Origin of the sequence: Leptospira fainei serovar Hurstbridge str. BUT 6, from assembly GCF_000306235.2 — a bacterium.
Lineage (GTDB): Bacteria > Spirochaetota > Leptospiria > Leptospirales > Leptospiraceae > Leptospira_B > Leptospira_B fainei.
On sequence record NZ_AKWZ02000010.1, the window covers coordinates 745,312 to 769,727 of the forward strand.

The following is a 24,416-nucleotide window of genomic DNA, read 5'->3' on the forward strand; positions in this document are numbered from 1 at the left end:
ATTATAGAGTTCCGGCCATTATTTAATAAAACTTAATTTCTAATAATTAATACGATTCATTATACATTTGAAAAGACGTATTTAAGCAAATCCCTTCGCCGCCCCATCAAAGTTTACTAATTCCTCACATTCATTATTGTACTCTAATGATATATTGAACGGCTGTCGAAGCAGGTGTCGTTTCGCTTCCAATTCTCGGGCTTCCATTCGTTCCGTCCGATATTGGGTCCGTTACGCGAACGGCTGAAGTTTGGCTGAAAGCGGAGGAATTAATCTGATCAGCTAACCCCCCAACAAGATTACTATAATTGCTCGGCACTTCTCTTTTATTATGCCAGTGCCCTTGAAACATATCCTGATTTTCCTGCCCTATCGCCCCCCCATTGTAATTGCCCCCAGCTGCCTTCGCTCTTGACGCATGCTGGCCGGCTCCGCGAGGGAAAATTCCTCTACGATCCGGAAGAGTAAATGTGGTCGAACCATCGCCGAAGCCGTATTGTATGTGGGAGATCATGTCTCCCGTTTGATTGGCCGTGAGGGCAATTGCTGAGCCGCCGGAGGTTAAAGAAATCTGAAAGTCGTTAGATGTCGGATTGATCACATAATATGAAGTATTCGCAGAAACCCCGCCGCCAGCGAATGAAAATTTCACTAATTGTCCGGCAGTTAAACCGTGAGAGGCTGACTGAATCCGGCTCGCGGCGGGGTCCATACCGGAAACAGTTCTATGAACTTTCGTCCAGAGCAGGGAATAAACGGTCCTAGAAACTGCTTGGCCATTTGCAATCTGAAATCCAGGCGGAATATCCGGAAAATCATATTCGATAATCGCTCCTAGCGGGACATTCGATTGACCGATTGCCGCGCTCAATGCGTTGATCTGCGCCTGAAGATTCGCAATATCCGCGTCTCTCTGAGATTGTAAGGCGTTATCATTCGCATAAAGACTGTTAAACTCCACGTCCAATAAAACTCCGTCGTTCGGAGTGTTCTTATCCCAAGTTCTCGATTTATTCGGATTCGGAATGCCCATTATATTGCAGTCTCCTTCAGTTTAAAATCGTACACTAACGTGCTATCTTTCGGTTTTGAATCGAAGAAATCTTTGAATACCAATCGTCCTCCGGAAAAAAAGGCCAGTTCATTTAGGTTATCGCCGTTCAATTCGGAATAGGATAATGATATCGTATATTCCCGAGTCCCGTCCGGAAGGAGTTGTATATGGATAGGTTTACGAGAAAGTTCATGCGTTAGTCCTGTATCCGAAGGCCCGGGCGGAGCGATTCCTCCGTCACCGATAGCTCCTTGATCGATAGCATAGTTGGCCTGCGGATTTCTCAAAGTTAATCCGTCGAAGAAACTAGTTCCATCCAATACGCCTCGCCTAGCGGTATATTCTCGTCCATTGCTTTCTATGAATAAAAAGCGTATTCTAGTTTTTGCATATACTCCCGCAGGACGAATCGAGTCGACAGCTTTCGCTAGGAGAGTCGGAACTTTTAGATGATTTACATCCCCCTCCACGTCCAATTCGAAGGAAGCGGGACTTTTCGAGCTCGGGTCCAAAGGCTCCAATCCATCCAATAAAGATAATGCATCCAAATATATCGAATCGAGATCGCTATAGAGTTCCTGCGGAATAAATACCGTTCCGTTTTCCAAACCGGCAATATTTTTACCGATTTCGATTATTTCAGGCAATGTTCCTTTTGCTAGTCTCTTACTAATCGCGATTAAGATAAATAGTCTGTACGTATCGTCGCCTTGTCCGGGAACTCTCGTTTCATTCAGAAGTTCTCCGAGCACATCTAGGTTGACGCCTGTCGCATAATAAATATATTCCAAATCCTTCAAAGCCTGGAGCTGTATTTCTATTTCGTCCAATTCGGATGAAATTACGCTCCATAATCGCCCTAAAAAAGATCCGGGTTCTTGATTTAAAATCGACTGTGGGAATTTCTGCAGAGCATTGAAAGCCGTCATGATATATTCACCGTAACGTTAGCGGTAAACGTCTGAGCGAATTCGATCGCGCCGACGACCAATTTTGCCGACGACGACGGAACAGTGGGGGCAAAGGCTGTCCAAACCGTGACATCGTCTATCCCGGGAATTTTGTCCAGATTTGCTATGATTTCCCAAGCAACCACGCTTTGACCGACATCCAACCCATGATATTCGGTGATTTGCGTTCCGATCGTATCCGCTCCACCGATAGCCTGGACAACTCTCGTTTTAACTACCGGAATATTAGAATCCGTCCAGTTTGCATTTTTAGTAATGTTTACGATGACGTTAACCACCTTGGCGGTCGGAACGGACCAGTTCATTATGTGAGTCTGCCCGTTCGCATCGGCAACCGTAAAGGAATGGGTGCCGAAGGTTTCAATTCCGGCAGGTTTTGAGTTGAATATAGCCTGTCCCAAATCCGAATCCGCTGCGGTGCCCGAGACTACGATTTCGATCGAATGTGGTGGTCGTCCGTCCGCAACGACGCTTGTTGCGTTCTCATATACAAAGACGGTAGTAACATTCGGAACTCGGAGTACTGTTTCACGAATGGCCGGCAGCGAGGATCCACCCGACGATTCCCGATCCTTATACCGCTGACGGAGTTCGGCATCGGTCTCTACCGGTCCTCCACCCAAAGAAGGTTGCGAATTCGAGATGGAATTAATTCCGGCCGCCGGAGTGACGATATCCGTAATCGCTCCCGAGGGAATATTCGTTTGGGGTCCTGTATCGATACTTCTAAATGTAAACTCCACTCCGGCCGCGCTAGTTAAAACTGCAGGTGCTATGACTTCAAATTGAATACCTTGAGGAGTCTGAACTAGAAACCCCGGAGGAACTGTCGCACCGATGGTTCCGACAACCGTAACCTGAACGACCGATTTTCTAGCGGGCAGCCGGGAAATCCCTCCCTGGGCCACAATCCTGTCTAGTTGGACACCTTCGGCCAAATTAATGTATTTTGAATAGTAAGTATCTTCCAAGCCTTGCCAAACATTGTCGATTTCCTTAGCAACATTCTGAAGAATTATCCCTAACTCACCGTAAGGCGAAAGATCGATATCGGGACCGAAATTTTCCGGCAAGCGTGCCCGATCTTCCAAGGATTGAAGAATATCCGAATAAAGCTTTCGATTAAAACCTTGTACAGTAACACCGAAAGTCATAGATTACCCTCCGAACACCGTGCCGCTTAGCAGGCCCAGGCTCGATTGGACTTCGAACATTATCGTAACTTGACGGGTTGCTCGATCGAAGCTTACATCCAACTTTGTGATCGAAGTGACTGTAGGTTCCTTAAGCAAGGCCGTCTTAACAGCATTAATAAATCGAGATTGTACAAAAGGTCCCTGATCGACTAAACCGATCCAATCCACCCCCTCGTCGGGAGCAAGAAACCATTCCCCTAAAAAAAGTTTCAACCGGTTACCGAGAATTTGCTTTAACGCATCAATTCCTTCCAGCTGAACCAGCCGGCCGTTTTCATAAACTAAATCATTATTTTCTACTTTTAATGTTTTCATAATGGTGTTCCCGTAATACCGGTTGGAGGAGTCGTAGCGACAAACGGATGGACGTGGGCGTTGAATCCCGATTTAATTTGCCCGATGGAAAGACCGTTTTCAATCACATGACCGCCTTCCACATTGCCCGAAGCCTTGAAATCCCCGGTCACTTCGACCCCGGAAGAACCTATGGAAACTTCGGTCGAACCGACTTTTAAAGTTAATTTTCCATTTTCAAATTTAATTAAATTTTGAGGTTCGGTCCAAGATTGTTCCGCAATTCTTGCCAATACGCAGGCGTTTTCCAGACCGAAGGTTTTCGATTCCAAAGTTACGGTCTCTTTCTGGGCGTTTAAGCTTTTTCTAATATCGAAAGTCGAAAAACCTACCCAGACCAAATCTCCTTGCTGATAAAACGGTTTGATGTAGCAACCGGCGCCGATCTGGACGAATTGAACGGGAACGTCCGGAATCACCGGATAATCCGATACCTCGTCCAAAATATTCTGTTCTTTTACCAACGGGAGAATGTCCGCCCTCATGGTAGATGCGTTAAAGGATTCTATCTTGCAGACCATTCCGACCTGAATCCCTCTTTCTCGCATATCCACGTACGTTTCCAAAAGTTCGGCAAAACTCATATCGGCACTACCTCGAATTCACAATAAGCGTCTCCGAATGTGGAAAACGTGCGATTCACTTTAGTGATTCTCGCTCTAACATTCACTTCCTTGGAATTAATTTGTACCACGTTCGCGAGCGTTAAATTATATAAAAATAATGTTTTTATTTTAAACCCGTTAGACGTCTTCTGAGGTCGTTCCAGAAGCCCGGAACTTGGGTCCAGCTTCGTAATAGTTTTAACGCTCGGATTTGATGGAACTATCGTCAAAAGGCCATTCTTAAAAAAGAAATCCGAATTCGTGTCTTTTGCCAATTTCTGGATCGAATCCCGGAAACTACGGAGAACGATAGACTCATAAAATTTTCCTATGCCTAAATTAATTTCTCCAGGTGCAATGCTTAAAGTTTTGCAGACATCCCTAATGATCGATTCTGCGTTTACATTCTTATAACTTTTATTTAAAATCGCTGTGCCCCAATCCTTGGTTTTATCCGAGATTTTCACTTCTAAAATTCTATTTAAACCTTCTTGAACTACGGTATAAGCAAATGCTTCCCCAAAAACGACAGTCCCATAATCCTCTTTATAGCCTGCCGAAACAGTTACATTCGGATAAATTCTTCCTTGGCCTTTCTTTTTAGCATCGAAGACCCCAACAGTGTCCGGCGATGGATTGTATAATTTAAGAGTAGTCGATTGAGGATTTTTGAATTTTAACTCTTGTACAAATTCGATGGAGAAAGGAGGATACGAGAATTCTCTTCCCCCTATATTTACCGTCGCCGCTCTATTATATAACGCCGTCATAGTGAAATAATATTCCCCAGCAAGAGTAGAATCGTCGAACCTAGCGAGGCTCGATTTACAACCTGTCCTTGCAAAACGCTAACTTGCTCGAGCTCCTGAGGATTTAACGGTAGTATTCGCCGATTTATGTTTAAACCATCTATTACCGAATCTATTAACGGGGTCGCATATAATATTTTCGTTATGAATAGAATATTTCCGTCCAGATCCAAAATTGTGCAGGTATAAAAGTCGGCCCGATCGTTATAAAGAAACCGAAAGGAATAGGTTTCACCGATGAGGAAATCCTTTTCAACTGGGACCTCATCAACTGTCAACGGAAGGTATTGTAAATCCAATGGTTCTATCCTCCGCCTATCGATGAGCACATTGGCTTATTAACGCCTGCATTTCCAGTAGTGGAAACGGTCGAAGGTTGGGAACTTCCTTTTTTAGTAACGCCATTACGTAACGGAATATCCTGGGTTTTGGAATCTACAATGTTAATCTGCTTCAGCTTAAACTGAATTTGTCGTCCTTGCCCTAAATCTACATTTTGTTCTTCCGAATAAGATTCAATAATAACGTTTTCGATCACTTCGTCCTCTTCGTAACCGAAAAAGCTGAGAACTTCCTTGCTATCAACCCAAGTCTTCAGCAAGGTTAATCTCTCCCCGACTTTCTTATTAAAAAAAGAAGCGGGATCAAGCGGATCATAATCTGCATCGGAAATAATTGCAGTGAAGCTTATTGATAAAGGATCCGAGCTAACATGATCGGTAATATCCGCACCCTTTTCGATCGCATGAGTCGTAGCAGTCGCCGATCGATCTTTTGTAATATTGATCGTAGAATCGAAAGTTACGTCGTCGGTTTGCGAACGCAGAGCAACGCGGTTTCTCCCCCCGAAAACGTAGCTCGAAATTCTGTTTGTTAGAGCAGGCATATCAGTTGATTGTTATTCCCAATTTTGCCGGTAATACGTCCTCAGAGAGCTCGTCTAACGCTCTCATGACAGCATCTTTTATTTCGCGTCCAGCCGCTGCGGATCCGCTAACGTTTACGGTTAAGGTTCCGACTACGCTTTGAATGACTACTGAGGTTGAACCGCCGCCGATTCTACCGTTAGGAGTAATTCTACCTGAGGCACCGGGAGAAAAGATTTCAGGTCCCCGTTCGCCGACAAGATAGGAATTTCCGGCGGTTACTGGTCCTCCGGATGCTTTCTTTTCAGAAGGAGCCAGTCCGATTCCGGCGCTAATGCTATTCAGAAGCGTATTCGGATCAGGAATCAATGACGACCATACCTTACTAAACAAATCGGAAACCCAAGATAGAAGCTGCCCGAAGGCTGCTTTAATTTCGTCAAAGTACAGATAGAGACCGGCGATCGGGAATATAAGAGTAATGATTAATCGACCGTACGCCCGAAAAAAGCTAATCAAATGATTAAAAGAGTCCATTATCCAATTTATGCCTGCCTTAAAAGAGTTAATAACTGTTTCTTTGAAGTGCGAAAATGGCCCTAAGAAATCACCGATTACACTTTTCTCTCCTTTCATCCAACCGATAAAATCGTCAACAGCTAAGAAAAGGCCCGCCAAAACAGCGCCTACCGATAATAAAATAATAATGAGAGGTAACCAAGGAGAAATGGCAGACCAACCGGCAGCCGCCATCGCTAACATCCCGCCAATGGCAAGCGGTAGGAAGACAATCATAATTGCTTGCAAGCGCTTTATTCCGACTTCCCCGTAAGTAAAATAATTTATGAGAGACGATAGTGCATCTGTGAGTGGGCCTATAAGCGGGCCCAGCATTTTCCCGATAGCGCCTTGCAATTTTTCCATCGAATTAGCAAATCGCTGCTCTGCTAATATTCCGGATTGGACCATTTGATTGTATTGATCCTGCAATCCTGAAGCTTTTTTCTGATCCTTTGTATAAGATTCGAAAACCTTTTTTCTTTCATGTTCTGGAAGAGAATATAGATCGGAAATACTTTTCCCGGTGACCACTGCAATCTTTTGAAAAGTTTCTAGAGAATTACTAATAAATTCAATGGACGCACCGTTCTTTAACGCCTCTGCACTCGCGTTCATCATTTCTTTTTCGGAAAATGCATTTTTAGATAGGTCGGCAGTTTTTCGTAGAGATTTCTCCAATTGTCCGTAACCGGGACCGGCAAGTTCTTTTAACTGTACACGCTGTTTTTCTAATTCTCCAGAAATCTTTATTGAATCCTTTAAAAAGGGGGAGATAACACCAAAGGCATCCTTAGCAAAATTTGCGAAGCTATTGATTTTACCTTGTGCATCGTTCTTTCCGTCGCCTTTCGATGTTTTAGAATCAGACCGCTTTAAGTTAGCCGATGTCTTATCGATTGTTTTACTAAAGAAGGCGAATTTATCCGATGTGGTTTTAATACTTTTGGATATATTTTTCAGCTGGGTAAGTAAAGGTCCCGCGGTATCCGCCAGTTTCTTAAAACCCTGAGGAATCGTTTTTATACTTTTCGTAATATTATTGAACTGCGATAAAAGAGGTTTGGCAGCATTTGCTAACCCTCTAAAATTCTGGGATACGGTCCTTGCTTGCTTAGTTAGATCGTTAAACTCCGCGGCAAGCTTTTTTGCTTGTGACGCGAGTTTTCGCATCTCTATGATCCAAGTATCATCCATATTACGTCCGGCTACGCAATTTATTTGTAGCCTGCTGCTGCTCCTTCATCATCCGGTCCACAAGAAGATTAGCTTTTGCCAAATCGCGAGGAGACATTTCGCATGCTTCCGTGTATGTCAGAATTCCGTTCACGACAGGCCTCCAAATTGCGATCTCTTCGTCGAGTTCACGCCTTAGACGAAACTCCTCGAGCCGATTGATTTGCGCCAGCCGCAGTACCGTTTTCTGGTCTAGATTCTGGCCAGGAAAATCCGGGCTCCAAGTCCCCTCTAAGAAATCGTGGTAGGATGATTTCCCAAACCTCCTCCAGTTCCCGTATCCATTGTTTCAATTCGTTCCGTTGTAACAGGACGGGTCGACCGTCCGCATCTAGTGGACCATCGATGGATAATTTCGGAGCTCCTTTATCAGGAAATACTACGTGATCGAAGCAATATTCCAAAACCACGGAAAGATCCATATTACCGTCCGTAATACGAAACATCTTGGATTTAAGTTTAATCCATTCCTTAGTTCCGGGATGCTGAAGAATGTATTCGTTTCCGTTGACTAAAACTCGTTCCTGATATGTAGACATTATATTTCCTTAAATTAACTCGGTAGGTGCGACTTATTTAAATCCGCGCACATTAAAACCCATTCGACGCCCGTTTCTTCCAAACCGAATTCCTTATCCGGTTCGGTATTGATCCAGGCTTGACTCGCGACCGCCATGAACTTTCCGTCAGAGTTATTTTTAACAAGCACGGGAAATGCCGACGGTTGGTATTTAATCAGATCCAAGAACGCATTGTCCGGGGAGGTCCCTTTCAGCGTGAAAGTTATCGAGCCGGTGGTATTGTTATTCTTTGTCCGAGAAACTTCGCCTTTCGCACCTACATGCGTCTTATAATTTTCGCTGTCTGTCCGCTTTATCGAGATAAAGGTTCCGTCAAAAAAACCGGAAACCAATCTTCCGGAAATCGAAAGCGTTACTTGGCTCGGATCATAAGTACCTAAGAATTTATCTGCCATTTTCTATCTCCTTAAACAGTGATGAGCCCGTTCACGTTGACTTTATGAATCGCGCCCGCCAAATAATAAACGAACTTGATGCCAGAAAGCTGCCGATTCGCTCTATCGTTCACGGAAAGCTGAGAACGAGTCGGAACAAAGACCTGGTTCATATAAACTTTGTCATCCGAGAGTTTCAAATCATCGGGAGATACCGCTTTAGCGATAATTCCGGCGTCCCCGGCTCTTTTTAAAACATCGCGGACGACGCCTTCTACTTGCGCAATTCCGCTATCGTCCAAGGAAACTTTATCATTATTTAAAAAGAGAGAAAGCAAACCGGTATTCAACTGATCTTCCACCCAATCTTGCCCCACAATAACGTCGATAAACTCTCCGGAAGTCGCGATTCCTTCGTTCACGTAAATTGCGCCCGATAATGCTTGAAGGGCTTGCCCTTTGCTAGTACGAATCGTAGTTAAATCGGTCTTTGAAAAGGTCGATGCGTTCTGACCGTTCAATCTCTTCCACTTAAATGTGGTCGATCCCGGTTGCTTGGGAATATTCTGCCCGACCCAAGCGCATTCCGGATAATCTTCCGGATGATTATCGTGAATCAAATAGGACTCGCGATCCACATTTCTTGAACTTAAAGCGGTCAGATCCGACGAACAACCAAAGAAGAATTTCTTATTCGCATTTGCCCAAGTTCCAGCCGCATTAAGGTCGGCCTTTGCCCTGGATGTTATACAAACTGCATAGAAATTATCGTCAAGATCGCGAAGCGCATCCAAGGTTGTCGCAATCGGATCGTGCGAAACGACAACCATGATGTCGACAGGGCTTGGCGATTGAGCCAACATAGCGGCCGCCATTTTATAAACGTCGTCCGACGAGGTAAAACCTGCGGCGGTTAAATCGGTTAATTCCGAGATAATAACTTTCTTTAATGCGGTCGCCGTCGTATCGGCCGCTCTTAAAATCAGAGGCCGGAAAGATTTTTGAGCTAAACCCTGCGTTCCTCTCGTGATATCGATCACGATATCATTGATAAATGCCATTTTCTACACCCCTATCGTCGTTGTTTGATTATGATTTCCGAATTGTTCTTGAATTTGAATTTTTGAAATCCCTTCCACTTCACTTGTCGATTGATTCACATAATCGAATCGAAGATCGAAACCTACTTGATAAGTCCAAGCTGCTTGGCCCTGACCTTGACCTTGCTGACCCTGGCTCTGAACAAAACTGAAATCTTGTATCACAGGATTCGTTAATCGAGGCACGATCCCTTGTGCCTTACAAAAATCACGGTTATCATCTACGGAAAACCAACTGATGATTTTACCGGCGGATTGCCATGCTACATCCACACTGCTATTGGAAAAAAAATTAAGAGAAATCGTATCTCGGTAACGTTCGAATTTAGTAGTAATGACCGTAGTTGGATCGCCGACTTTCGCAGCGCGAGTTTCGACATTCTGATAGCTTGATTCATATACGCTAGAGGTGACTCGATATGTGCCGTACGGAAACTTAAGCCCTGTTTGATCAAATTGGGCGAGGGTCACCGACGTGCTTAATTGTATCTTATTGAAAATCGTATGCAAAACTGCTAAAGGAATCAAAATTACCGAACCTTGAACACCTAATCAATAACAGATGGCCTGCGAAAAAGTAATAGTGCGGCGCAGGATATCCCACAAACGATCACCTTATTCGTCTAAAATAAGGCAAAAATAGAACAGCCATGTGGTTCAAAGAAATTACAGACTATTCAATTCATTTTAAAGACTTCAAGGAAAATTTTTCACATATATTCTTTTTGTCTTATTTTTCGTGCACAAAAAACGCAATAGCCCATTTTTTGAGCCAGATTCACTAAGAATTATATTATAAAAAATCTGAAGCATGGCCACAGTTTAAAGCTGCTATTGCAGACAGGAAATTCTTTGCCAAAAGGACTTTATTCAAAATTAAAATCTCTTCCTCCCTTTATGAAAACCCGCAAACTCTTGGATCGTAAATACCATTTGCTTTTCTGAATTAACGTAGAATAACGCAACCCTCGTTATATTAAATATAATGAATATACTTTCATCCCTATCGGCCTCTATTTATCTCCATCCTCATCCGCCCAAATTTCGTCAGTATGCCCTCGGCAAATAAAAGTCCGATTTAGAAATCAAAACCGTAGATCATGAGACAGAAAATACCCTTCAAAATTGGTTTTTCCCGAACAGACCAGGGTGAAATGATGGCTGCATACGCTTATGTCCCAATGGAAAATGACCCCCTTACATGAGGAGCACCGAGCATTAGGTGCCAAAATGATTCCCTTCGGCGGCTGGGATATGCCGGTCCAGTATTCAGGAATTATTGCCGAGCATAACGCCACTCGAGAAGCGGCCGGACTTTTTGACGTCTCGCACATGGGAGAAATCTTTGTAGAAGGAGAACCGTCCGAAGTTCTTCAGTATTTGGAATCCCTTACTTGTAATTCCGTCGCTCAGATGCAAAGCGGTCAGGTCCAATATAATGCAATATTAAACGACCACGGCGGATTAGTAGACGATATTACTCTCTATAAATTCGATGATCGTAAATATATGATATGTGCCAATGCATCTAACGTGGACGCGGTCTATGAGTATATCCTTTCGAAACTCCCAAAATCCGGAATTAAGATAGATAACCAAAGTTCACAATGGCATCAAATCGCAATACAAGGCCCGAAAGCGGACTCGATACTTTCTTCGTATTTGAAAGCCGACCTTTCGGGGATAGGTTACTATAAGTTTATTTTATTTCCGTTTGAAGGAGAAGAATTGATTCTTTCCCGTACCGGTTACACAGGCGAAGACGGATTCGAAATTTACAGCTCCATCCCAATCGGCATTAAGCTATGGAAGGATCTGCTCGAACACGGTAAATCGTTCGGGCTTCTTCCTGCCGGTTTGGGAGCGAGAGATACTCTTCGAATCGAGGCAAAATATCCTTTGTACGGCCACGAATTAAACGAAACTCGTACTCCGGTTCAATCCGGAATCGGTTGGATCGTTAAAGAGAAGGAAATAAAATTTCCTCAATACGATCGCATTACCGGCGAAAAAAAGAACGGAACCGACCGGAAAGTCACCGCATTTGAATTGCAGGAAGCCGGCGTCCCTCGAGAAAATATGAAAGTCCTAGATGAAAAAGGGATCGAAATTGGCATCACCACCTCGGGAACTTTTTCTCCCTCCTTAAAAAAAGGACTGGGATTAGCTTGGATCGACGCGAATAAGATAAAACACGGCCAAAAAATCCGCATTGAAATCCGCGGACAGGCAAAAGAAGCAATTGTATACACGCAACCTTTCATCCCGGGAAGCATACGAAAAAACTAATTAAAGGAAAGTTCAATGGCAGCAACCAACCCACCACCAGGATACCGATTTACGGAAAAACACGAATGGGTCAAGGTAGAAGGCGAAACAGCTCTGATTGGAATTACTGATTATGCCCAAGCAGCATTAGGAGATATCGTTTACGTAGATTTGCCAAAAGTCGGCAAATCCGTTAAGCAGTTTGATAGTTTCGGTACCATCGAATCGGTTAAAGCTGCGGAAGATCTTTATTCTCCGATCACGGGAGAAGTCAGCGAGATAAATTCAACACTCGGGAACAACCCTGCAGCAGTAAATTCGAACCCCTTCGGGGCTTGGATGATTCGGGTAAAAGGAATTAGTATCAGCGAAGTCGAAAAACTTTTAGATCCCGAAGCTTATAGAGAATTCGTCAGTAAACTGGATTAGGTAAGAAAATGAACGCAGCTACCTCGAAACCGACCGGAAACACAAAATCGGAAAATCAGTTATCACCGTTGGATACTTTCCTACGGCGACATGTCGGTCCGGACTTAGAGCAGACTAAGGATATGCTTTCCCTACTCGATTTACCGAGTTTGGATGAGTTGGTTGCGAAATCTGTTCCGGAAGGAATCCGTCTATTACAAAGTTTGAATTTACCGGAGCGTTCAACTGAAAGAAAAATCTTAGAGGACCTAAAGGAAATCGCATCCAAGAATAAGATATTTCGTTCTTATATCGGAGCCGGATACCACGGAAGCGTCCTTCCTTACGTAATTCAAAGGAATATTCTAGAAAATCCGGGCTGGTATACCGCTTATACTCCGTATCAAGCGGAAATTTCCCAAGGACGTTTGGAAGCGCTATTAAACTTCCAAACAATGATCATGGATCTTACAGGCTTAGAAATTGCGAATGCCTCCCTGCTTGACGAAGCGACGGCCGCTGCAGAAGCCGTTTTTTTAGCGTTCGCTGTCAAGAAACAGGAAACTGCAAAACTTCTGTTCGTTTCCGAACTCTGCCATCCGCAAACGATTGATGTGATTCGTACCCGTGCATTCCCACTCGGAATCGAAGTGAACGTCGGCGATCATAATACCGCCGAACTTAACGAGGATTATTTTGCGGTCGTAGTTCAATATCCGGGAACGGATGGAAGCATTCACAATTACGAACGATTTTTTGAGCTGGCGCATAATGTAGGAGCTCTTACAATCTGTGCCGCCGACCTGATGTCTTTGACCGTTCTTAAACCGCCTGGCGAATTCGGAGCGGATGTAGCGGTCGGAACGAATCAAAGATTCGGTTTGCCGTTCGGATTCGGTGGCCCGCATGCCGGATATTTTGCGACTAAGGACGAATTTAAAAGAAATATGCCCGGCCGTTTGATAGGCGTCTCGAAAGACAGTCAAGGAAAACCGGGATTGCGGTTATCTCTACAAACAAGAGAGCAACATATTCGCCGAGATAAAGCCACTTCGAATATATGCACGGCGCAAGTATTATTAGCGGTCCTTTCATCGATGTATGCGATTTATCACGGCCCGAACGGTCTAAAAGAAATCGCATTAAGGATTCATAAACTAACGGAAACCTTGGCCAAGAATCTGATTAAATTGGGCATCGAGATAGAAAACAAATCTTACTTTGATACGATTACGATCAACCTCGGATCGAAGGCCGCAGCAGTTCTAAAAAGCGCCCGCGATAAAGGCATTAATCTTCGAGATTTTCAAAACGGGAAAATCGCGATCGCTCTAGATGAAACTGTTGAAATTAAGGATTTAGAGGACTTGTTATCGGTCTTTGGCGGATCTTCACTGGATCTTTCTCTGATCGAGGAATCCATTCCAAGCGAATTCCGAAGAGCTTCGGAGTATTTAACGCATCCTGTTTTCCATTCATACCACACTGAAACTAAGATGTTGCGCTACATTCGCAAATTAGAATCGAGAGATCTGTCGTTGACCACTTCGATGATTCCACTCGGATCCTGTACGATGAAATTGAATGCTACCGTCGAGATGCTTCCGGTCACCTGGCCCGAGTTTTCTTCCTTGCACCCGTTTGCTCCGGCAGAACAAACGGAAGGATATAAAACGATCTTCCGCCAGCTCGAAGCCTGGCTTTCTCAGGTCACAGGATTTCCCGGAATTTCCTTACAACCGAATGCAGGTTCTCAAGGCGAATATGCAGGTCTTTTAGCAATCCGAAATTATCATTTATCGAAAGGAGATGCAGATAGAAATATTTGCTTAATTCCGATTTCCGCCCATGGAACCAACCCGGCCTCGGCCGCAATGGCCGGATTTAAAGTGGTCGTCGTGGCTTGTGACGCCGACGGAAACGTGGACGTGGCCGACTTAAAGGAAAAGGCAAGGGAACACTCGAATGATTTAGCCGCCTTAATGATTACCTATCCTTCTACTCATGGCGTGTATGAGGAATCCATTAAGGAAATCTGTTCTATCATTCATGAATACGGCGGCCTAGTGTATATGGACGGCGCGAATATGAACGCGCAGGTCGGAATCACAAGGCCGGCCGATATCGGAGCCGATGTTTGCCATTTGAATCTCCACAAAACGTTCTGCATTCCGCATGGCGGCGGAGGTCCGGGAGTAGGTCCGATCGGTGTGGCTAAACACTTAATTCCTTTCTTACCCGGACATCCACTCATCGATAACGGAACAGGAAATATGCATGGTGCAGTTTCTGCCGCTCCGTGGGGAAGCGCGAGTATCGTACTGATTTCATGGGTATACATCGCCCTATTAGGCAGTAAGGGACTAGAGCATGCTACGAAAGTCGCAATTTTAAACGCTAACTATATAGCAAAGCGCCTAGAAAATTATTACCCGGTATTGTACAAGGGGAAGCAGGGCTTCGTTGCCCACGAATGTATCTTGGATGTTCGTCCGTTTAAGAAGACATCGGGAATCGAAGTTGAGGACGTTGCCAAGCGATTGATGGACTATGGATTTCATGCTCCGACAATGTCTTTTCCGGTTCCGGGTACGTTGATGATCGAGCCGACGGAATCCGAATCGCAGGAAGAATTGGATCGCTTCTGCGAAGCGATGATTCTGATTCACGACGAAATCAAAGAAATTGCGGACGGAAAGGCCGACCCGAAAGATAATCCTCTCAAAAACGCTCCTCATACTGCTGCGATGGTCATATCAGATTCTTGGAAGCACGCGTACACTCGTGAAAAAGCGGCATATCCCGCAAGCTGGACGAAAGAACATAAGTTCTGGCCTTACGTGGGTAGAATTGATAACGTTTATGGAGACCGCAATCTAGTTTGCTCTTGTCTTCCGATCGAAGACTATCTAGAAAACTAACGAATCTCTTAACCGTCCATGAAAAAGAAAAGCCGGAAGAACTCTCTTCCGGCTTTTCGTATTTATATGGAATTTTTATAAAGGAGAAGAGGTAAATTATTCGCCTTTTTTCTTCTTGGATTTCTTTGGCTTTTTATCGTCGTCTCCATCCTTATCTTTCTTGGATTTCTTAGACTTTTTGGATTCTTTGTCCCCGTCTTCATCCTTATCCTTTCTGGACTTCTTAACTTTTTTGGAATCTTTTTCCTCGTCCTCGTCGTCTTTCTCGTGTGATTTTTTAGACTCCGATTTCTTTACCGCATCGCCTTCATCCTTTTTCTTTTTCGAATGATGATCGGAATGATTTCCTTCTCCCGCTTTACCCGGCTTTGCCCTACAATAAGCGTCCACATTTGTGCCGCTCTGCTTCTGGTAACCGGAAACCCACGTACAATCTGAATCAGCTTCACACTGACCTTTTGATAGACCATGGCATTGAGACTCGGCTCGCACTGGGCCGAAAGCGAATAGTAACGATATAGATAGTGTCAGGCTAAGGAAAAATCTTAGCGCACGAATCGGCATATTTTTCATTTAGATTGAGTCCTCCAGAAAATCTGTCGGCCCAGGATCAACTCATAGGAGGATTTTGCGATTAGGAAATTTATTTTAAGGGAAATATTTATTTTAAAAAGTTACGAATTAAAAAACGGAGAAAATTCTACAACTCAAGCCGCAAAAGATAGTATCATTTAAAAAGGTGGGTCGGGAGGGGAATTCCCCCCGACCAAACACAGTCAGGAATCAACCGCCATAGTACGTCTTGAAAACCCGCTTTGATAGACATTGAATCCCATCTCTTTTCTAACACTTCCCTCGGGTTCCCTTTTAAGAAGCGGAACGAATTCTACTTCCACTTTCGGAAGTAGTCAAGTCGACAAAGCAAAAAAGGAGAATAAAATTAGCTATTATCGAATGTACGTTCTAAAACAGAAATGAAAATAAGAGGAAAGGACGAAGTAAAATATTACAAAAATCTCGAATTCCAAGAACCGATTCGATAATAAACGAAATAAAAGATTTATATAAACGTATTTAAAGCTTAGGTTGGAGTATATTAAAAATGTAAAATGAACCGAGTACCCGAAACCGAAAAAAAGGGTGAGAAATAAAAAACCCGACCATTTTTAGTCGGGTTTTAATAAAATGAATAATTGCAAAAACCCGGCGACGTCCTACTCTCCCACACAGCGAACCATGCAGTACCATCAGCGATGAGAGGCTTAACTTCCGTGTTCGGGATGGGAACGGGTGTGACCCTCTCTCTATAATCACCGAGAATCTACGGTCAGTATTTAATTACGACCGGTTTTGTCGAATCATTTTTGCAGAAAAGAATTAGAATTTTAACGATCAGACCAGAAAATTGTTTTCTGCCCGCACGTCGATGAGGCGAAACTTATCTATGCGATTCCTTCAAATTGTTTCGATAATTGCTGCGACGGTTTTGAGTATTTTATTCTTTAGCTGCCTTTCATCTCAACCGAAACCGGAACTTTCAAAAAAGCCGAAAATGTTTAGCGAAGAGCTTCTATCCTTCGCGAACGTTTACTGGACGCAAAAATGCTCGGCTTGTCACGGGACATCCGGGATACCACCGGAAGGCCTGCTGCCGATTCCCCGAAAGTTCGGGACATTCGGAATGAAAATGGGATTTTTCTTTGGCGGGGACAAGATGAGAGCTGGAATTTTCAGGACCATACGCGACGGAAAAAACCGGAGCATGCCCTCTTTCGGCAAAGAATTGAGTGAAGAACAGCTATGGGCCTTAGTGAATAAGATCGAACGATTACCCGATTAAAGAAGCTCTGTTAAGCTGCGAACTTCTTCCCTTGAATATGCATCGGGTTTTTTTAATATTTGAACCAACGCTTTGAATTCCCTTAATTCCAAGTTTCGGGGATGCTTTCTAAAATAATATTCCGACGATTTATGAATTCCGTTAAGGCCGCGTCCCCAGTAAACCAAATTCAAATAGTATTCTAAAATCCCTTTTTTACCTAATTCGGAATCCAAGCTTTGTGCAATTCGGATTTCTCTCAACTTTCTCGATAAGGTCTTATCCCGAGACAAAAATAACGTTCTAGCCAATTGCTGATCGATAGTGCTAGCGCCCCGCAATTTCCTGAAGAAAATTATAGCCTGCAAAACGGAAGACTGAATGTCAGAAAGCGAATAACCTGCGTGTCGATAGAACCTTGCGTCCTCGACTTCGACTAAATAATTAGTGCTACCGGACGGAAGCTCGTCTAATCGAACCCAATCGGATTCCAGCAGCACCGATTCCAAGTTTTCAGGCAGATAAACCAACCGATTTTCTGAAAACAAAATTTGCTTTTCCGGAAAAGTTTGAAAATATATCAGTCCGACGGTTAAAAGAAGAATAATTATTCGAACGAAGCTTTGCTTTATTCTTCGATATAAATTCGAATCCGAATTATGTGAAGAAATCATCATATTCGCTTATCATACACCAAAAAGACTTCGTCTTCTTTTCGTTCGCAGGATGTCAGTTTCCATCGGGCGCTATCGAACGATGGATAGGCTAACTTCCCGTCTGCTATCGACGGCAAACCAGACTGACCGATCAAGAAGGGCACGATTGTAAGGTAAATTCTTTGGATAAGATTCTTTCGAAAGAAAGAATCGTTAAGCCTCGGCCCTCCTTCCAAAAGAATATTCTTAAACTCTAAATCGCTTAATTTTTGCATCACACTCTCCGCATCGATATCATCATCGCCTAATACGATGATTTCAGATAGATCGGAAAGATTAGAGCGAATCATAGATTCATTGCGTTTTGTACAGAACAGGAGAGGTTTCTTCTGGGAATTTTGAAAGACTTTTCGGTTTTCCGGTAATGTCCCGTTGCGAACGAGTAAGATCGGACGCGGTTCTGCCTTTTGATCCACGTACCGTAAATGAGTTACAGGATCGTCGTTTACTAAACTATTTTTTCCTAGAATCAATCCGTCGGAAACGGCGCGGATTTCATCCATTCTCTTTTTATCATTTCTGGAAGAAAGCCCGTACCATTTTCCGTCAGGGCGGGAAACTTTTCCATCCAGAGTCATTGCCATATTTACGGATAGATATGGAAGGTTCATTCGGCGCGGGTTGAAAGCGTTTCTGCAAGTAGTTTCGTTACTTTACCTCGACATGTACCGCATCCGGTACAGCAAAGCGTGTCCTGCATCAACTTTCCGAGTGTATCGTTGCCTCTGCGAATGGAGCTTACTATTTCCTCTTCCGATACCTGATTGCAAACACAGACTTTGCGAGGTCGCATTAAGGCATTTAAGTCAATCTGATTAAAATCGGAAGAATTCATGAACCGTTTAAATATTGGACTCCAAAATGGAAGGCTTCTTTCAAAACTACCGATGAAACAACTTCATGCAAGAGAATTTTTTGCAAAATATTTCTCGTTGACAGAGATGTTTTAGCACATATTTTCCTTTGAAATTTCCATCAAAGGACATCAATCCGAATATGCATGTTACCAAACGCGCCCCCATGAGAGAAATCTTGGGTTGGTGCATGTTCGATTTTGCCAACTCCAGTTATACAACGGTAATTATAAGCGTTACCTACGGAGTGGTTTTCAGCCAACTAATCGTTCCACCTTCGGCAAATTCGGATAATCCTTATGAAACGGGAAATTTTCTTTGGGGTCTCGCATTGGCGTTTTCCTATCTGATTGTGGTCATAACCGGACCGATTTTCGGAGCGGTAACTGATTATTCCGCGAAGAAAAAAGCATTCTTATTTTGGAGCTACATTCTTTGTGTGATTACTACGGCTGCTCTTTGGTTCGTGGTCTCGCCCGGTCAATTTGGATTGGCCTTTCTATTAATAATTCTTTCAAATTTCTTTTTCGCCTCAGGAGAAAATTTCACTTCAAGCTTTCTTCCTTTTCTCGGTCCTAAAGACGAGCTGGGAAAAATTTCAGGATACGCTTGGGGAATCGGTTATTTCGGAGGAATTGCCGCCGTCGCCCTTGTCGACACCTTAGGGGAGCCGATCCCGTCCAACTATGATAATATGCGATTAGTGGGTCCGTATACCGCCTTCTTCTTTTTAATGGCTGGAATTCCGACTTTCTTACTTCTAAAGGAATATTCCACAGGAAGCCCAAAACCTGAAGGAGTCAGCTATTTAAAGATCGGATTTGACCGAGTACAAAGTACTATTAAAGATATTCAACACTTCAGAGATATGGCCATATATCTGGTTTCCCTCTTTTTTGCAATGGCAGCGTTAGGCGTAGTTATCAGTTTTGCGTTCATCTACGGAACCCAGGAAATCCAGATGGAAAAAGAGCATAGAATTGCGATGTTTCTTTTCATTCAATTATTTGCGGCCGTCGGTGCGGTCTTGTTCGGTTTTATCCAGGATAAGATTGGTGCATTAAAAACATTTAATATTACTTTGGTTCTTTGGATCGTTTGTCTATTGCTGATCTATTGGGTCAGAGAAGTTGCGGCAACAATTAACTCTTTCGGTATTCATGCATCGGTTCAATGGACGTTCGTGGGAATTACGATTTTGGCTGGTACCGGTTTAGGTTCGACGCAATCCGCAAGCAGAGCCATTGTGGGAATTTTTTCCCCAGAATCAAAATCCGGCGAATTTTACGGCTTATGGGGACTCTCAGGTAAAGTGGCAGCGGCATTCGGGCTAGTGGCGATAAGCGTTTTGCAGACTCTACTATCTCTACGGAACGCATTCCTGGCAGTAAGCGTTTTCTTTCTGATAGCACTACTAGTAAATCTATTCGTGAACGAGGAAAGAGGAATTAAAAAGTCGGATGAATATGATAAACGACATCCGCATCATTAATTCGGAAATTCTTTAAGCCTGGAAATCCTTCCAGTACTCGCTTGCCAGAAATTTCGAATCGTGTTATATTTCCCATATGGCAGGAATCGAATTTCAGACAGAAGATGAATTCGAATCCCACCAAAGCCAAAGACGATTGGCTTTGGTTACCATGGATGAACTCACTCAAACGAAACTGGACCTACTCGAGGCGGGTAAGGAAGTCCCGAAATTCCTAAATTACGCAATTTCTTATCTGAACAGAAAATACCTGACGGACGAAAAAGTGATCAGCGATCTGATTGTCAGACGCGATTCAGGATTATAAGCGAATTCTTACGACTCTCTCGAGTTCCAATCTAACTCACCGAATTCTAAAACCGCCTTCTTCAAGCAACGTCATAGAGCCGAACGCAATAATCCGATTCCGTTTCCTTATTATTTTTTCTTGGCTTTTTTCTTAGCTAAAACTTTCTTTTTAGGCGCTTTTTTCTTGGCGACGGCCTTCTTAACGGTTGATTTCTTACGTGCAGTCGTTCTTTTTTTACCATCTTCGCTGATAGTCAAACTCGGGTCACGATCGAGAGTTTTTATCAGAGAAGAATGGCGAAATCGAAGCGCTGACCAATCGTCGTCGATCGCAATCATGCGAACACCCTCATATCCGACTTTCCCCAAAGGGTCCCAGCCCGCATCCCTGTGAATCGAGACGTTATACTTCCTGGAAGTCTTTTTAGGATAGGCCAACCATAATAAACCGTCTTCGGCAAGGCATGTTGGAACCATCGAGGCGATGTTTCGAATCTCGACTTCCGTTTGAACAAAGGCTAGAATCAGACGATATTTTTTTCCGGAGCGTAAGGCACGGTCGACAGGACCTCCTAAACTTGAAAGAGCAGGTTCAAATTCGTAAGGTGAGGAAAGGACACAAACATCGCCTTCCCCTAATTTAAATTGAAGTTTACCGAAAACGGAATGGAGAGCCATGGGGAAAGTGATACCTTCCCTCTTTAGAAAAGGCAAGCGGGAAAAACGATTATTTTATTTCTTCTTTTTTAAAGCCTCGTATTCGGCTCGCTTTAGGAGCAGCCACTCGTGCAAGTTTTGCTTGGTGTCCGCCCACTCAAACTCGGAATAATGGTAATATCCCCCGTCCGCGATAGAATAAGTGATCGGAACGGCATGGCTCGGAGATTCCTTTAGGTAAGAAACCATTTCCGGAGTCATTATCGTTACATTTCCGGTTGGAATATGCCGATATAAGCTAGTCTGACTATCCGAAATATTTTTTTTAGGCGAAGTCACAAAGCTTAATTCCTTTGCCCCTTTTGACAGTAACAAACTCCGCAAAGCATTCGCTCTCGAGTCTTTCCTTTCCGAAAGCAATCGTAGGAAAACATGCTTTCCATTCATATCGTCGTATAAATTGATATTGGCACCTTTTTCAACCAGGTACTTAGCTATATCGTACCGTTCAGCAAGTATCGCTCGATAGAGCGGAGTCCAATTTGTTATCGTATCAGTAACCTCGTAGCTTCCCCAGCGTGGATCCGCGCCGGCCTCCAAAATGATCTTAGCCAACTCCAATGTCTTAACCGCTTCCAACGGACTCCGATTAGCGGCTTTGTATTGGCCGAATAGATCCCTATAATTACATTCCCGAGAACGCAGATTCGGATTTGCTCCTTTTTTTAAAAGAAGTTGAACTAGCGATAATTCACCTTTTTTCACAGCTATATAAAGGGGTGTATCGCAAGTTCGTAAATCGTTCGGATTCGTTCCTGCTTCCAGCATTTTAACGGCTTGCTCGTTATTTCCCTTTTCGATAACGGAAGCCAATCTGGAAGCACAGTTCGTTAGAAAAACAACCGAGATGAGACTAAGAAAATGTGGGAAATTTTTTGAGAACCGATTATTCATTTTGATTTCGATTAAAAACCTTTTATGTTCAACGCCGTCGGTCAATCCATATTCCCCGATTCTTTGTTAGGATTCGGTAGGATACCGGTTAAGGCTTTCGAAAATTAAAAGGCGTTGGTTGTTAAACGAAAAGTAATAATACGATTAGGCCAAGTGATGAAAATTCTCCGTGAAATAGAATCGACGATGCGGTAAACCCCGACTCTATTTTCGGATGGAAATTAAATCTCTAAAAATTTACTGGAATTCCAGCATTTTAGAAATGAGACGTTTTTGGTTCAGCTCTAAATCGCGTAGTTTATAACGGACGTTCTTATCCACTTTTCGCAGATATTTCTTGTAGGTTAAAATAATCTGTTTTTGTTTATTATATGGAAGAGGATTCCCCTCATCGTGCAATTTCGATTCCACTCCGGCTTGAATAGGCTGAGTTGGGGTGTCCGGCCAAATGAATTCCGTATCATAACTAGAATAATATTCCAGTCTAATATCTTTATTATTGTTAGGGGTACGCTTTCCTTCTTGGCTGACCTGCGGTCCTTTCGGATCCAAATTGATCACTCGCCGCATCTCTCGAACGAAAATTTCTCCGTTGGAGTTCGTTCTCTTAAACTGCATAATGATCTTATCTAATTTTTCCGGCGTACCTCCGGGGTAGATGAAAATTCTTGCATTGTATAAGTACGTCTTTGGGAAATCCCAAAAAGATTCTCCGGAACCCATGTCGATTTCTAAATAAGGTTTATTGTCTCGATCGGTTTTTAAGAATTGAGGTAGCTCCTGAGGTTCGTCTCCGATGTAACGAAGAGCTTTTTTAGTTGTATCCAGCTGCAAGATTTTATTAATTTTGAAAATATTCTCCGCAATGGAGGCATGAAGATTATCAATTTCAATATCGGAAAACCCTGCCTTTCGAATTGCTTCGATTTGGCGCTCCACTTCTCTCTCTTCCATAGTAAGAATTTTAGGAGCTGCCTGAAGCTGGAAAGAAACCAGCACAGAAAGGAAAAGAATCAAGAATCGGGTTTTCATACAGATTGCCTACTCTTTATATATCGAAAAGAGTACACCCTATTCTTGATCGGGAGAAGGAATTTTTCCCCGATCCACATCGGATTATGACACGAATCTTCCGCCCAAATGCCTATTTTGAAGAAGAGCTACTCACCGGAGATATTTTTCCGATCGGCTTAGAAGGACAGAATGCGGTAGTCGAATCTTGCTTTTTGGTTTTGACGGGACCCGAAAAGAGTCTCGGTGATATTGTAGCTCATTCGATGCCCGAAGAATCATGGTATTCCTATTGGAAAAAGAAAGGATGGTCTATTCCGACACCCGTACGCATTTTTCAAAAACAGATTCAACCCGAATTTATTTCCGAGCCGATTAATTTAGGAGAATGGGGAAGAATCTCCCGGCTTTCAACCGAAGGTTATTTTACCCGGGATTCCTCATCGTATGACGAGTCTTCCCGACTTTCTTCCAAAATCCAACAGTCCATCTGGAAGCTAAATAACGGTATTGAAGAATTTCCGACCTGGACTTTTCAAAGTGAAGAAGCTTGGCAAGACGCAAAAAATCTGACGCTAAACTTTTCACTCTACGTTCGAAAGCTGGACTTCGGTTTTTCCGGAAGGCATGAATTCGTCCTGCCCGTCGATTTAGGTTCTCCGTCCAAAAAGGACTTTTTTAAAACAAGGAATACAGGGTCGATTCTAGAGCCATGGGTGGATAGAATTCAAGATTTCAGCCTGCTCTTTACCGCAAAGGAAGGGGATTTTGAATTGGAAGCTAGCACCTTACTGCTCTCGAATTCAAAAGGAAAATATTCTGGAACATGGATCGCCGAAGTTTCGGATACTGAATTATATTTAAATCAAATGGAAGGGATTCTCGAACGGCTTCGAGAATTCGCGCCGACGTATTCCGGCTTTGGGTCGATCGACTCTTTTATCTACCGGGAAGGCGCAAATCTCCGTCTGCGGAAGATTTCAGAAGTCAATTTTCGTTGGACGATGGGTAGGGTGCTTCGTGAACTTCAAAAGAAATTTTCACTCCCCGGATACAGAGATCTGGCGCTGTTCGTTTCGCATAAAAATCGAAATGTACGAGACCCGTATTCTAAGCTTTTCGACTGGGAAAAGAATAGGTCTTGGCAGATCTTCCCGCTATCCCCTTTTTTTTCCGAATCCGGCAAACCGAACCCGAAAGTCCTTCTTTGGTTTCGAATTCCGAAAACGGAAGTCCGAGATCCGTTTTTACTCGCGGACGAAATCGCCGGAATGTCGAGAGCGACCTTCGGCAGTTGAAATGTACTTGTGATTCTTTCCCTACC

27 protein-coding genes and 1 rRNA gene are annotated in these 24,416 nt (G+C 43.4%); 7 read left to right on the top strand and 21 right to left on the bottom strand.

Annotation, left to right across the window (positions count from 1 at the left end):
- Window positions 1-133: 133 nt before the first annotated feature.
- The 13 genes from LEP1GSC058_RS12605 to LEP1GSC058_RS12665 form a co-directional block, all read right to left on the bottom strand.
- Complete coding sequence (locus LEP1GSC058_RS12605) at window positions 134-1,033, bottom strand: hypothetical protein (protein ID WP_016550921.1); 900 nt, start codon at window positions 1,031-1,033, stop codon at window positions 134-136.
- Window positions 1,033-1,983: a hypothetical protein gene (locus tag LEP1GSC058_RS12610; RefSeq protein ID WP_016550197.1), complete on the bottom strand. Its 951-nt coding sequence runs from the start codon at window positions 1,981-1,983 to the stop codon at window positions 1,033-1,035. Before LEP1GSC058_RS12610 ends, LEP1GSC058_RS12605 begins: the two co-directional genes overlap by 1 nt.
- Window positions 1,980-3,179 carry a baseplate J/gp47 family protein gene (locus LEP1GSC058_RS12615; RefSeq protein WP_016549385.1) on the bottom strand — a complete coding sequence of 400 codons (1,200 nt, stop codon included), beginning with the start codon at window positions 3,177-3,179 and terminating at the stop codon, window positions 1,980-1,982. The genes LEP1GSC058_RS12610 and LEP1GSC058_RS12615 overlap by 4 nt, the downstream gene beginning before the upstream one ends.
- 3 nt (window positions 3,180-3,182) lie before the next feature.
- Window positions 3,183-3,536 (bottom strand): GPW/gp25 family protein, encoded by a 354-nt coding sequence (locus LEP1GSC058_RS12620; protein ID WP_016550571.1) that lies wholly within the window; start codon window positions 3,534-3,536, stop codon window positions 3,183-3,185.
- A complete protein-coding gene (locus LEP1GSC058_RS12625) occupies window positions 3,533-4,159 on the bottom strand; it encodes a Gp138 family membrane-puncturing spike protein (RefSeq protein WP_016549489.1) in 627 nt (208 codons plus the stop codon). The genes LEP1GSC058_RS12620 and LEP1GSC058_RS12625 overlap by 4 nt, the downstream gene beginning before the upstream one ends.
- Window positions 4,156-4,950: a phage protein gene (locus LEP1GSC058_RS12630; RefSeq protein WP_016550176.1), complete on the bottom strand. Its 795-nt coding sequence runs from the start codon at window positions 4,948-4,950 to the stop codon at window positions 4,156-4,158. The genes LEP1GSC058_RS12625 and LEP1GSC058_RS12630 overlap by 4 nt, the downstream gene beginning before the upstream one ends.
- Complete coding sequence (locus LEP1GSC058_RS12635) at window positions 4,947-5,288, bottom strand: phage baseplate plug family protein (protein WP_016549883.1); 342 nt, start codon at window positions 5,286-5,288, stop codon at window positions 4,947-4,949. Before LEP1GSC058_RS12635 ends, LEP1GSC058_RS12630 begins: the two co-directional genes overlap by 4 nt.
- Window positions 5,289-5,293: 5 nt before the next feature.
- Window positions 5,294-5,875: a phage baseplate protein gene (locus LEP1GSC058_RS12640; protein ID WP_016550417.1), complete on the bottom strand. Its 582-nt coding sequence runs from the start codon at window positions 5,873-5,875 to the stop codon at window positions 5,294-5,296.
- A gap of 1 nt (window position 5,876) precedes the next feature.
- A complete protein-coding gene (locus LEP1GSC058_RS20350; RefSeq protein WP_016550158.1) occupies window positions 5,877-7,610 on the bottom strand; it encodes an LIC12611 family phage tail protein in 1,734 nt (577 codons plus the stop codon).
- A gap of 167 nt (window positions 7,611-7,777) precedes the next feature.
- Window positions 7,778-8,188, bottom strand: a complete 411-nt coding sequence (locus LEP1GSC058_RS12650; RefSeq protein ID WP_016551043.1) for a hypothetical protein — start codon at window positions 8,186-8,188, stop codon at window positions 7,778-7,780.
- A gap of 14 nt (window positions 8,189-8,202) precedes the next feature.
- On the bottom strand, window positions 8,203-8,625 hold the full coding sequence (locus LEP1GSC058_RS12655) for a phage structural protein (protein WP_016549697.1): 423 nt from the start codon (window positions 8,623-8,625) through the stop codon (window positions 8,203-8,205).
- 11 nt (window positions 8,626-8,636) lie between these two features.
- Window positions 8,637-9,665: a DUF3383 family protein gene (locus tag LEP1GSC058_RS12660; RefSeq protein WP_016550423.1), complete on the bottom strand. Its 1,029-nt coding sequence runs from the start codon at window positions 9,663-9,665 to the stop codon at window positions 8,637-8,639.
- Window positions 9,666-9,668: 3 nt separating this feature from the next.
- On the bottom strand, window positions 9,669-10,232 hold the full coding sequence (locus tag LEP1GSC058_RS12665; RefSeq protein ID WP_016549460.1) for a phage neck terminator protein: 564 nt from the start codon (window positions 10,230-10,232) through the stop codon (window positions 9,669-9,671).
- Window positions 10,233-10,877: 645 nt separating this feature from the next.
- On the opposite strand from LEP1GSC058_RS12665, the gene gcvT reads away from it, so the two are divergent.
- From gcvT to gcvP, 3 genes are read left to right on the top strand one after another with little or no spacing between them, the layout of a single operon-like run.
- Window positions 10,878-11,993, top strand: coding sequence for a glycine cleavage system aminomethyltransferase GcvT (gcvT, locus tag LEP1GSC058_RS12670; RefSeq protein ID WP_039948363.1), 1,116 nt, complete (start codon window positions 10,878-10,880; stop codon window positions 11,991-11,993).
- A 15-nt stretch (window positions 11,994-12,008) separates the two neighbouring features.
- Window positions 12,009-12,401 (top strand): glycine cleavage system protein GcvH, encoded by a 393-nt coding sequence (gene gcvH, locus LEP1GSC058_RS12675; RefSeq protein ID WP_016551005.1) that lies wholly within the window; start codon window positions 12,009-12,011, stop codon window positions 12,399-12,401.
- A gap of 8 nt (window positions 12,402-12,409) precedes the next feature.
- Entirely contained in the window at window positions 12,410-15,301 is a 2,892-nt protein-coding gene (gcvP, locus tag LEP1GSC058_RS12680; protein WP_016550019.1) for an aminomethyl-transferring glycine dehydrogenase, read from the top strand.
- A 96-nt stretch (window positions 15,302-15,397) separates the two neighbouring features.
- Here gcvP and LEP1GSC058_RS12685 read toward each other — a convergent pair whose 3' ends face one another.
- Both LEP1GSC058_RS12685 and rrf read right to left on the bottom strand, forming a co-directional pair.
- A complete protein-coding gene (locus LEP1GSC058_RS12685; RefSeq protein WP_039948364.1) occupies window positions 15,398-15,874 on the bottom strand; it encodes a hypothetical protein in 477 nt (158 codons plus the stop codon).
- Window positions 15,875-16,502: 628 nt separating this feature from the next.
- Window positions 16,503-16,619 (bottom strand): 5S ribosomal RNA (gene rrf, locus LEP1GSC058_RS12690).
- 126 nt (window positions 16,620-16,745) lie between these two features.
- Here rrf and LEP1GSC058_RS12695 point away from each other — a divergent pair.
- Entirely contained in the window at window positions 16,746-17,141 is a 396-nt protein-coding gene (locus tag LEP1GSC058_RS12695; RefSeq protein ID WP_016549896.1) for a c-type cytochrome, read from the top strand.
- On the opposite strand, the gene LEP1GSC058_RS12700 is transcribed toward LEP1GSC058_RS12695, so the two are convergent.
- The 3 genes from LEP1GSC058_RS12700 to LEP1GSC058_RS12710 are packed head-to-tail and all read right to left on the bottom strand — an operon-like array spanning window position 17,138 to window position 18,671.
- Window positions 17,138-17,794 carry a biosynthetic peptidoglycan transglycosylase gene (locus LEP1GSC058_RS12700; protein WP_016550610.1) on the bottom strand — a complete coding sequence of 219 codons (657 nt, stop codon included), beginning with the start codon at window positions 17,792-17,794 and terminating at the stop codon, window positions 17,138-17,140. The two genes, LEP1GSC058_RS12695 and LEP1GSC058_RS12700, sit on opposite strands and share 4 nt — an antisense overlap.
- The gene (locus LEP1GSC058_RS12705; RefSeq protein WP_039948365.1) at window positions 17,794-18,447 is read right to left on the bottom strand and encodes a RibD family protein; all 654 of its coding nucleotides are present in this window, start codon (window positions 18,445-18,447) and stop codon (window positions 17,794-17,796) included. Before LEP1GSC058_RS12705 ends, LEP1GSC058_RS12700 begins: the two co-directional genes overlap by 1 nt.
- Window positions 18,444-18,671 carry a (2Fe-2S)-binding protein gene (locus LEP1GSC058_RS12710; protein WP_039948366.1) on the bottom strand — a complete coding sequence of 76 codons (228 nt, stop codon included), beginning with the start codon at window positions 18,669-18,671 and terminating at the stop codon, window positions 18,444-18,446. The genes LEP1GSC058_RS12705 and LEP1GSC058_RS12710 overlap by 4 nt, the downstream gene beginning before the upstream one ends.
- A gap of 161 nt (window positions 18,672-18,832) precedes the next feature.
- Here LEP1GSC058_RS12710 and LEP1GSC058_RS12715 point away from each other — a divergent pair, with 161 nt between their 5' ends.
- Entirely contained in the window at window positions 18,833-20,182 is a 1,350-nt protein-coding gene (locus tag LEP1GSC058_RS12715) for an MFS transporter (RefSeq protein ID WP_016549420.1), read from the top strand.
- Between the two features lie 85 nt (window positions 20,183-20,267).
- Window positions 20,268-20,489 (top strand): hypothetical protein, encoded by a 222-nt coding sequence (locus LEP1GSC058_RS12720; RefSeq protein WP_039948622.1) that lies wholly within the window; start codon window positions 20,268-20,270, stop codon window positions 20,487-20,489.
- 110 nt (window positions 20,490-20,599) lie between these two features.
- On the opposite strand, the gene LEP1GSC058_RS12725 is transcribed toward LEP1GSC058_RS12720, so the two are convergent.
- The 3 genes from LEP1GSC058_RS12725 to LEP1GSC058_RS12735 all read right to left on the bottom strand — a co-directional run bounded on the left by LEP1GSC058_RS12725 (window position 20,600) and on the right by LEP1GSC058_RS12735 (window position 23,113).
- Window positions 20,600-21,148 (bottom strand): hypothetical protein, encoded by a 549-nt coding sequence (locus LEP1GSC058_RS12725; RefSeq protein WP_016549620.1) that lies wholly within the window; start codon window positions 21,146-21,148, stop codon window positions 20,600-20,602.
- A gap of 54 nt (window positions 21,149-21,202) precedes the next feature.
- Window positions 21,203-22,000, bottom strand: a complete 798-nt coding sequence (locus LEP1GSC058_RS12730; RefSeq protein ID WP_232224690.1) for an ankyrin repeat domain-containing protein — start codon at window positions 21,998-22,000, stop codon at window positions 21,203-21,205.
- Window positions 22,001-22,318: 318 nt separating this feature from the next.
- The gene (locus tag LEP1GSC058_RS12735) at window positions 22,319-23,113 is read right to left on the bottom strand and encodes an LIC13212 family protein (RefSeq protein ID WP_016549941.1); all 795 of its coding nucleotides are present in this window, start codon (window positions 23,111-23,113) and stop codon (window positions 22,319-22,321) included.
- A gap of 86 nt (window positions 23,114-23,199) precedes the next feature.
- On the opposite strand from LEP1GSC058_RS12735, the gene LEP1GSC058_RS12740 reads away from it, so the two are divergent.
- Entirely contained in the window at window positions 23,200-24,390 is a 1,191-nt protein-coding gene (locus LEP1GSC058_RS12740; RefSeq protein WP_039948623.1) for a hypothetical protein, read from the top strand.
- Window positions 24,391-24,416: the final 26 nt, after the last annotated feature.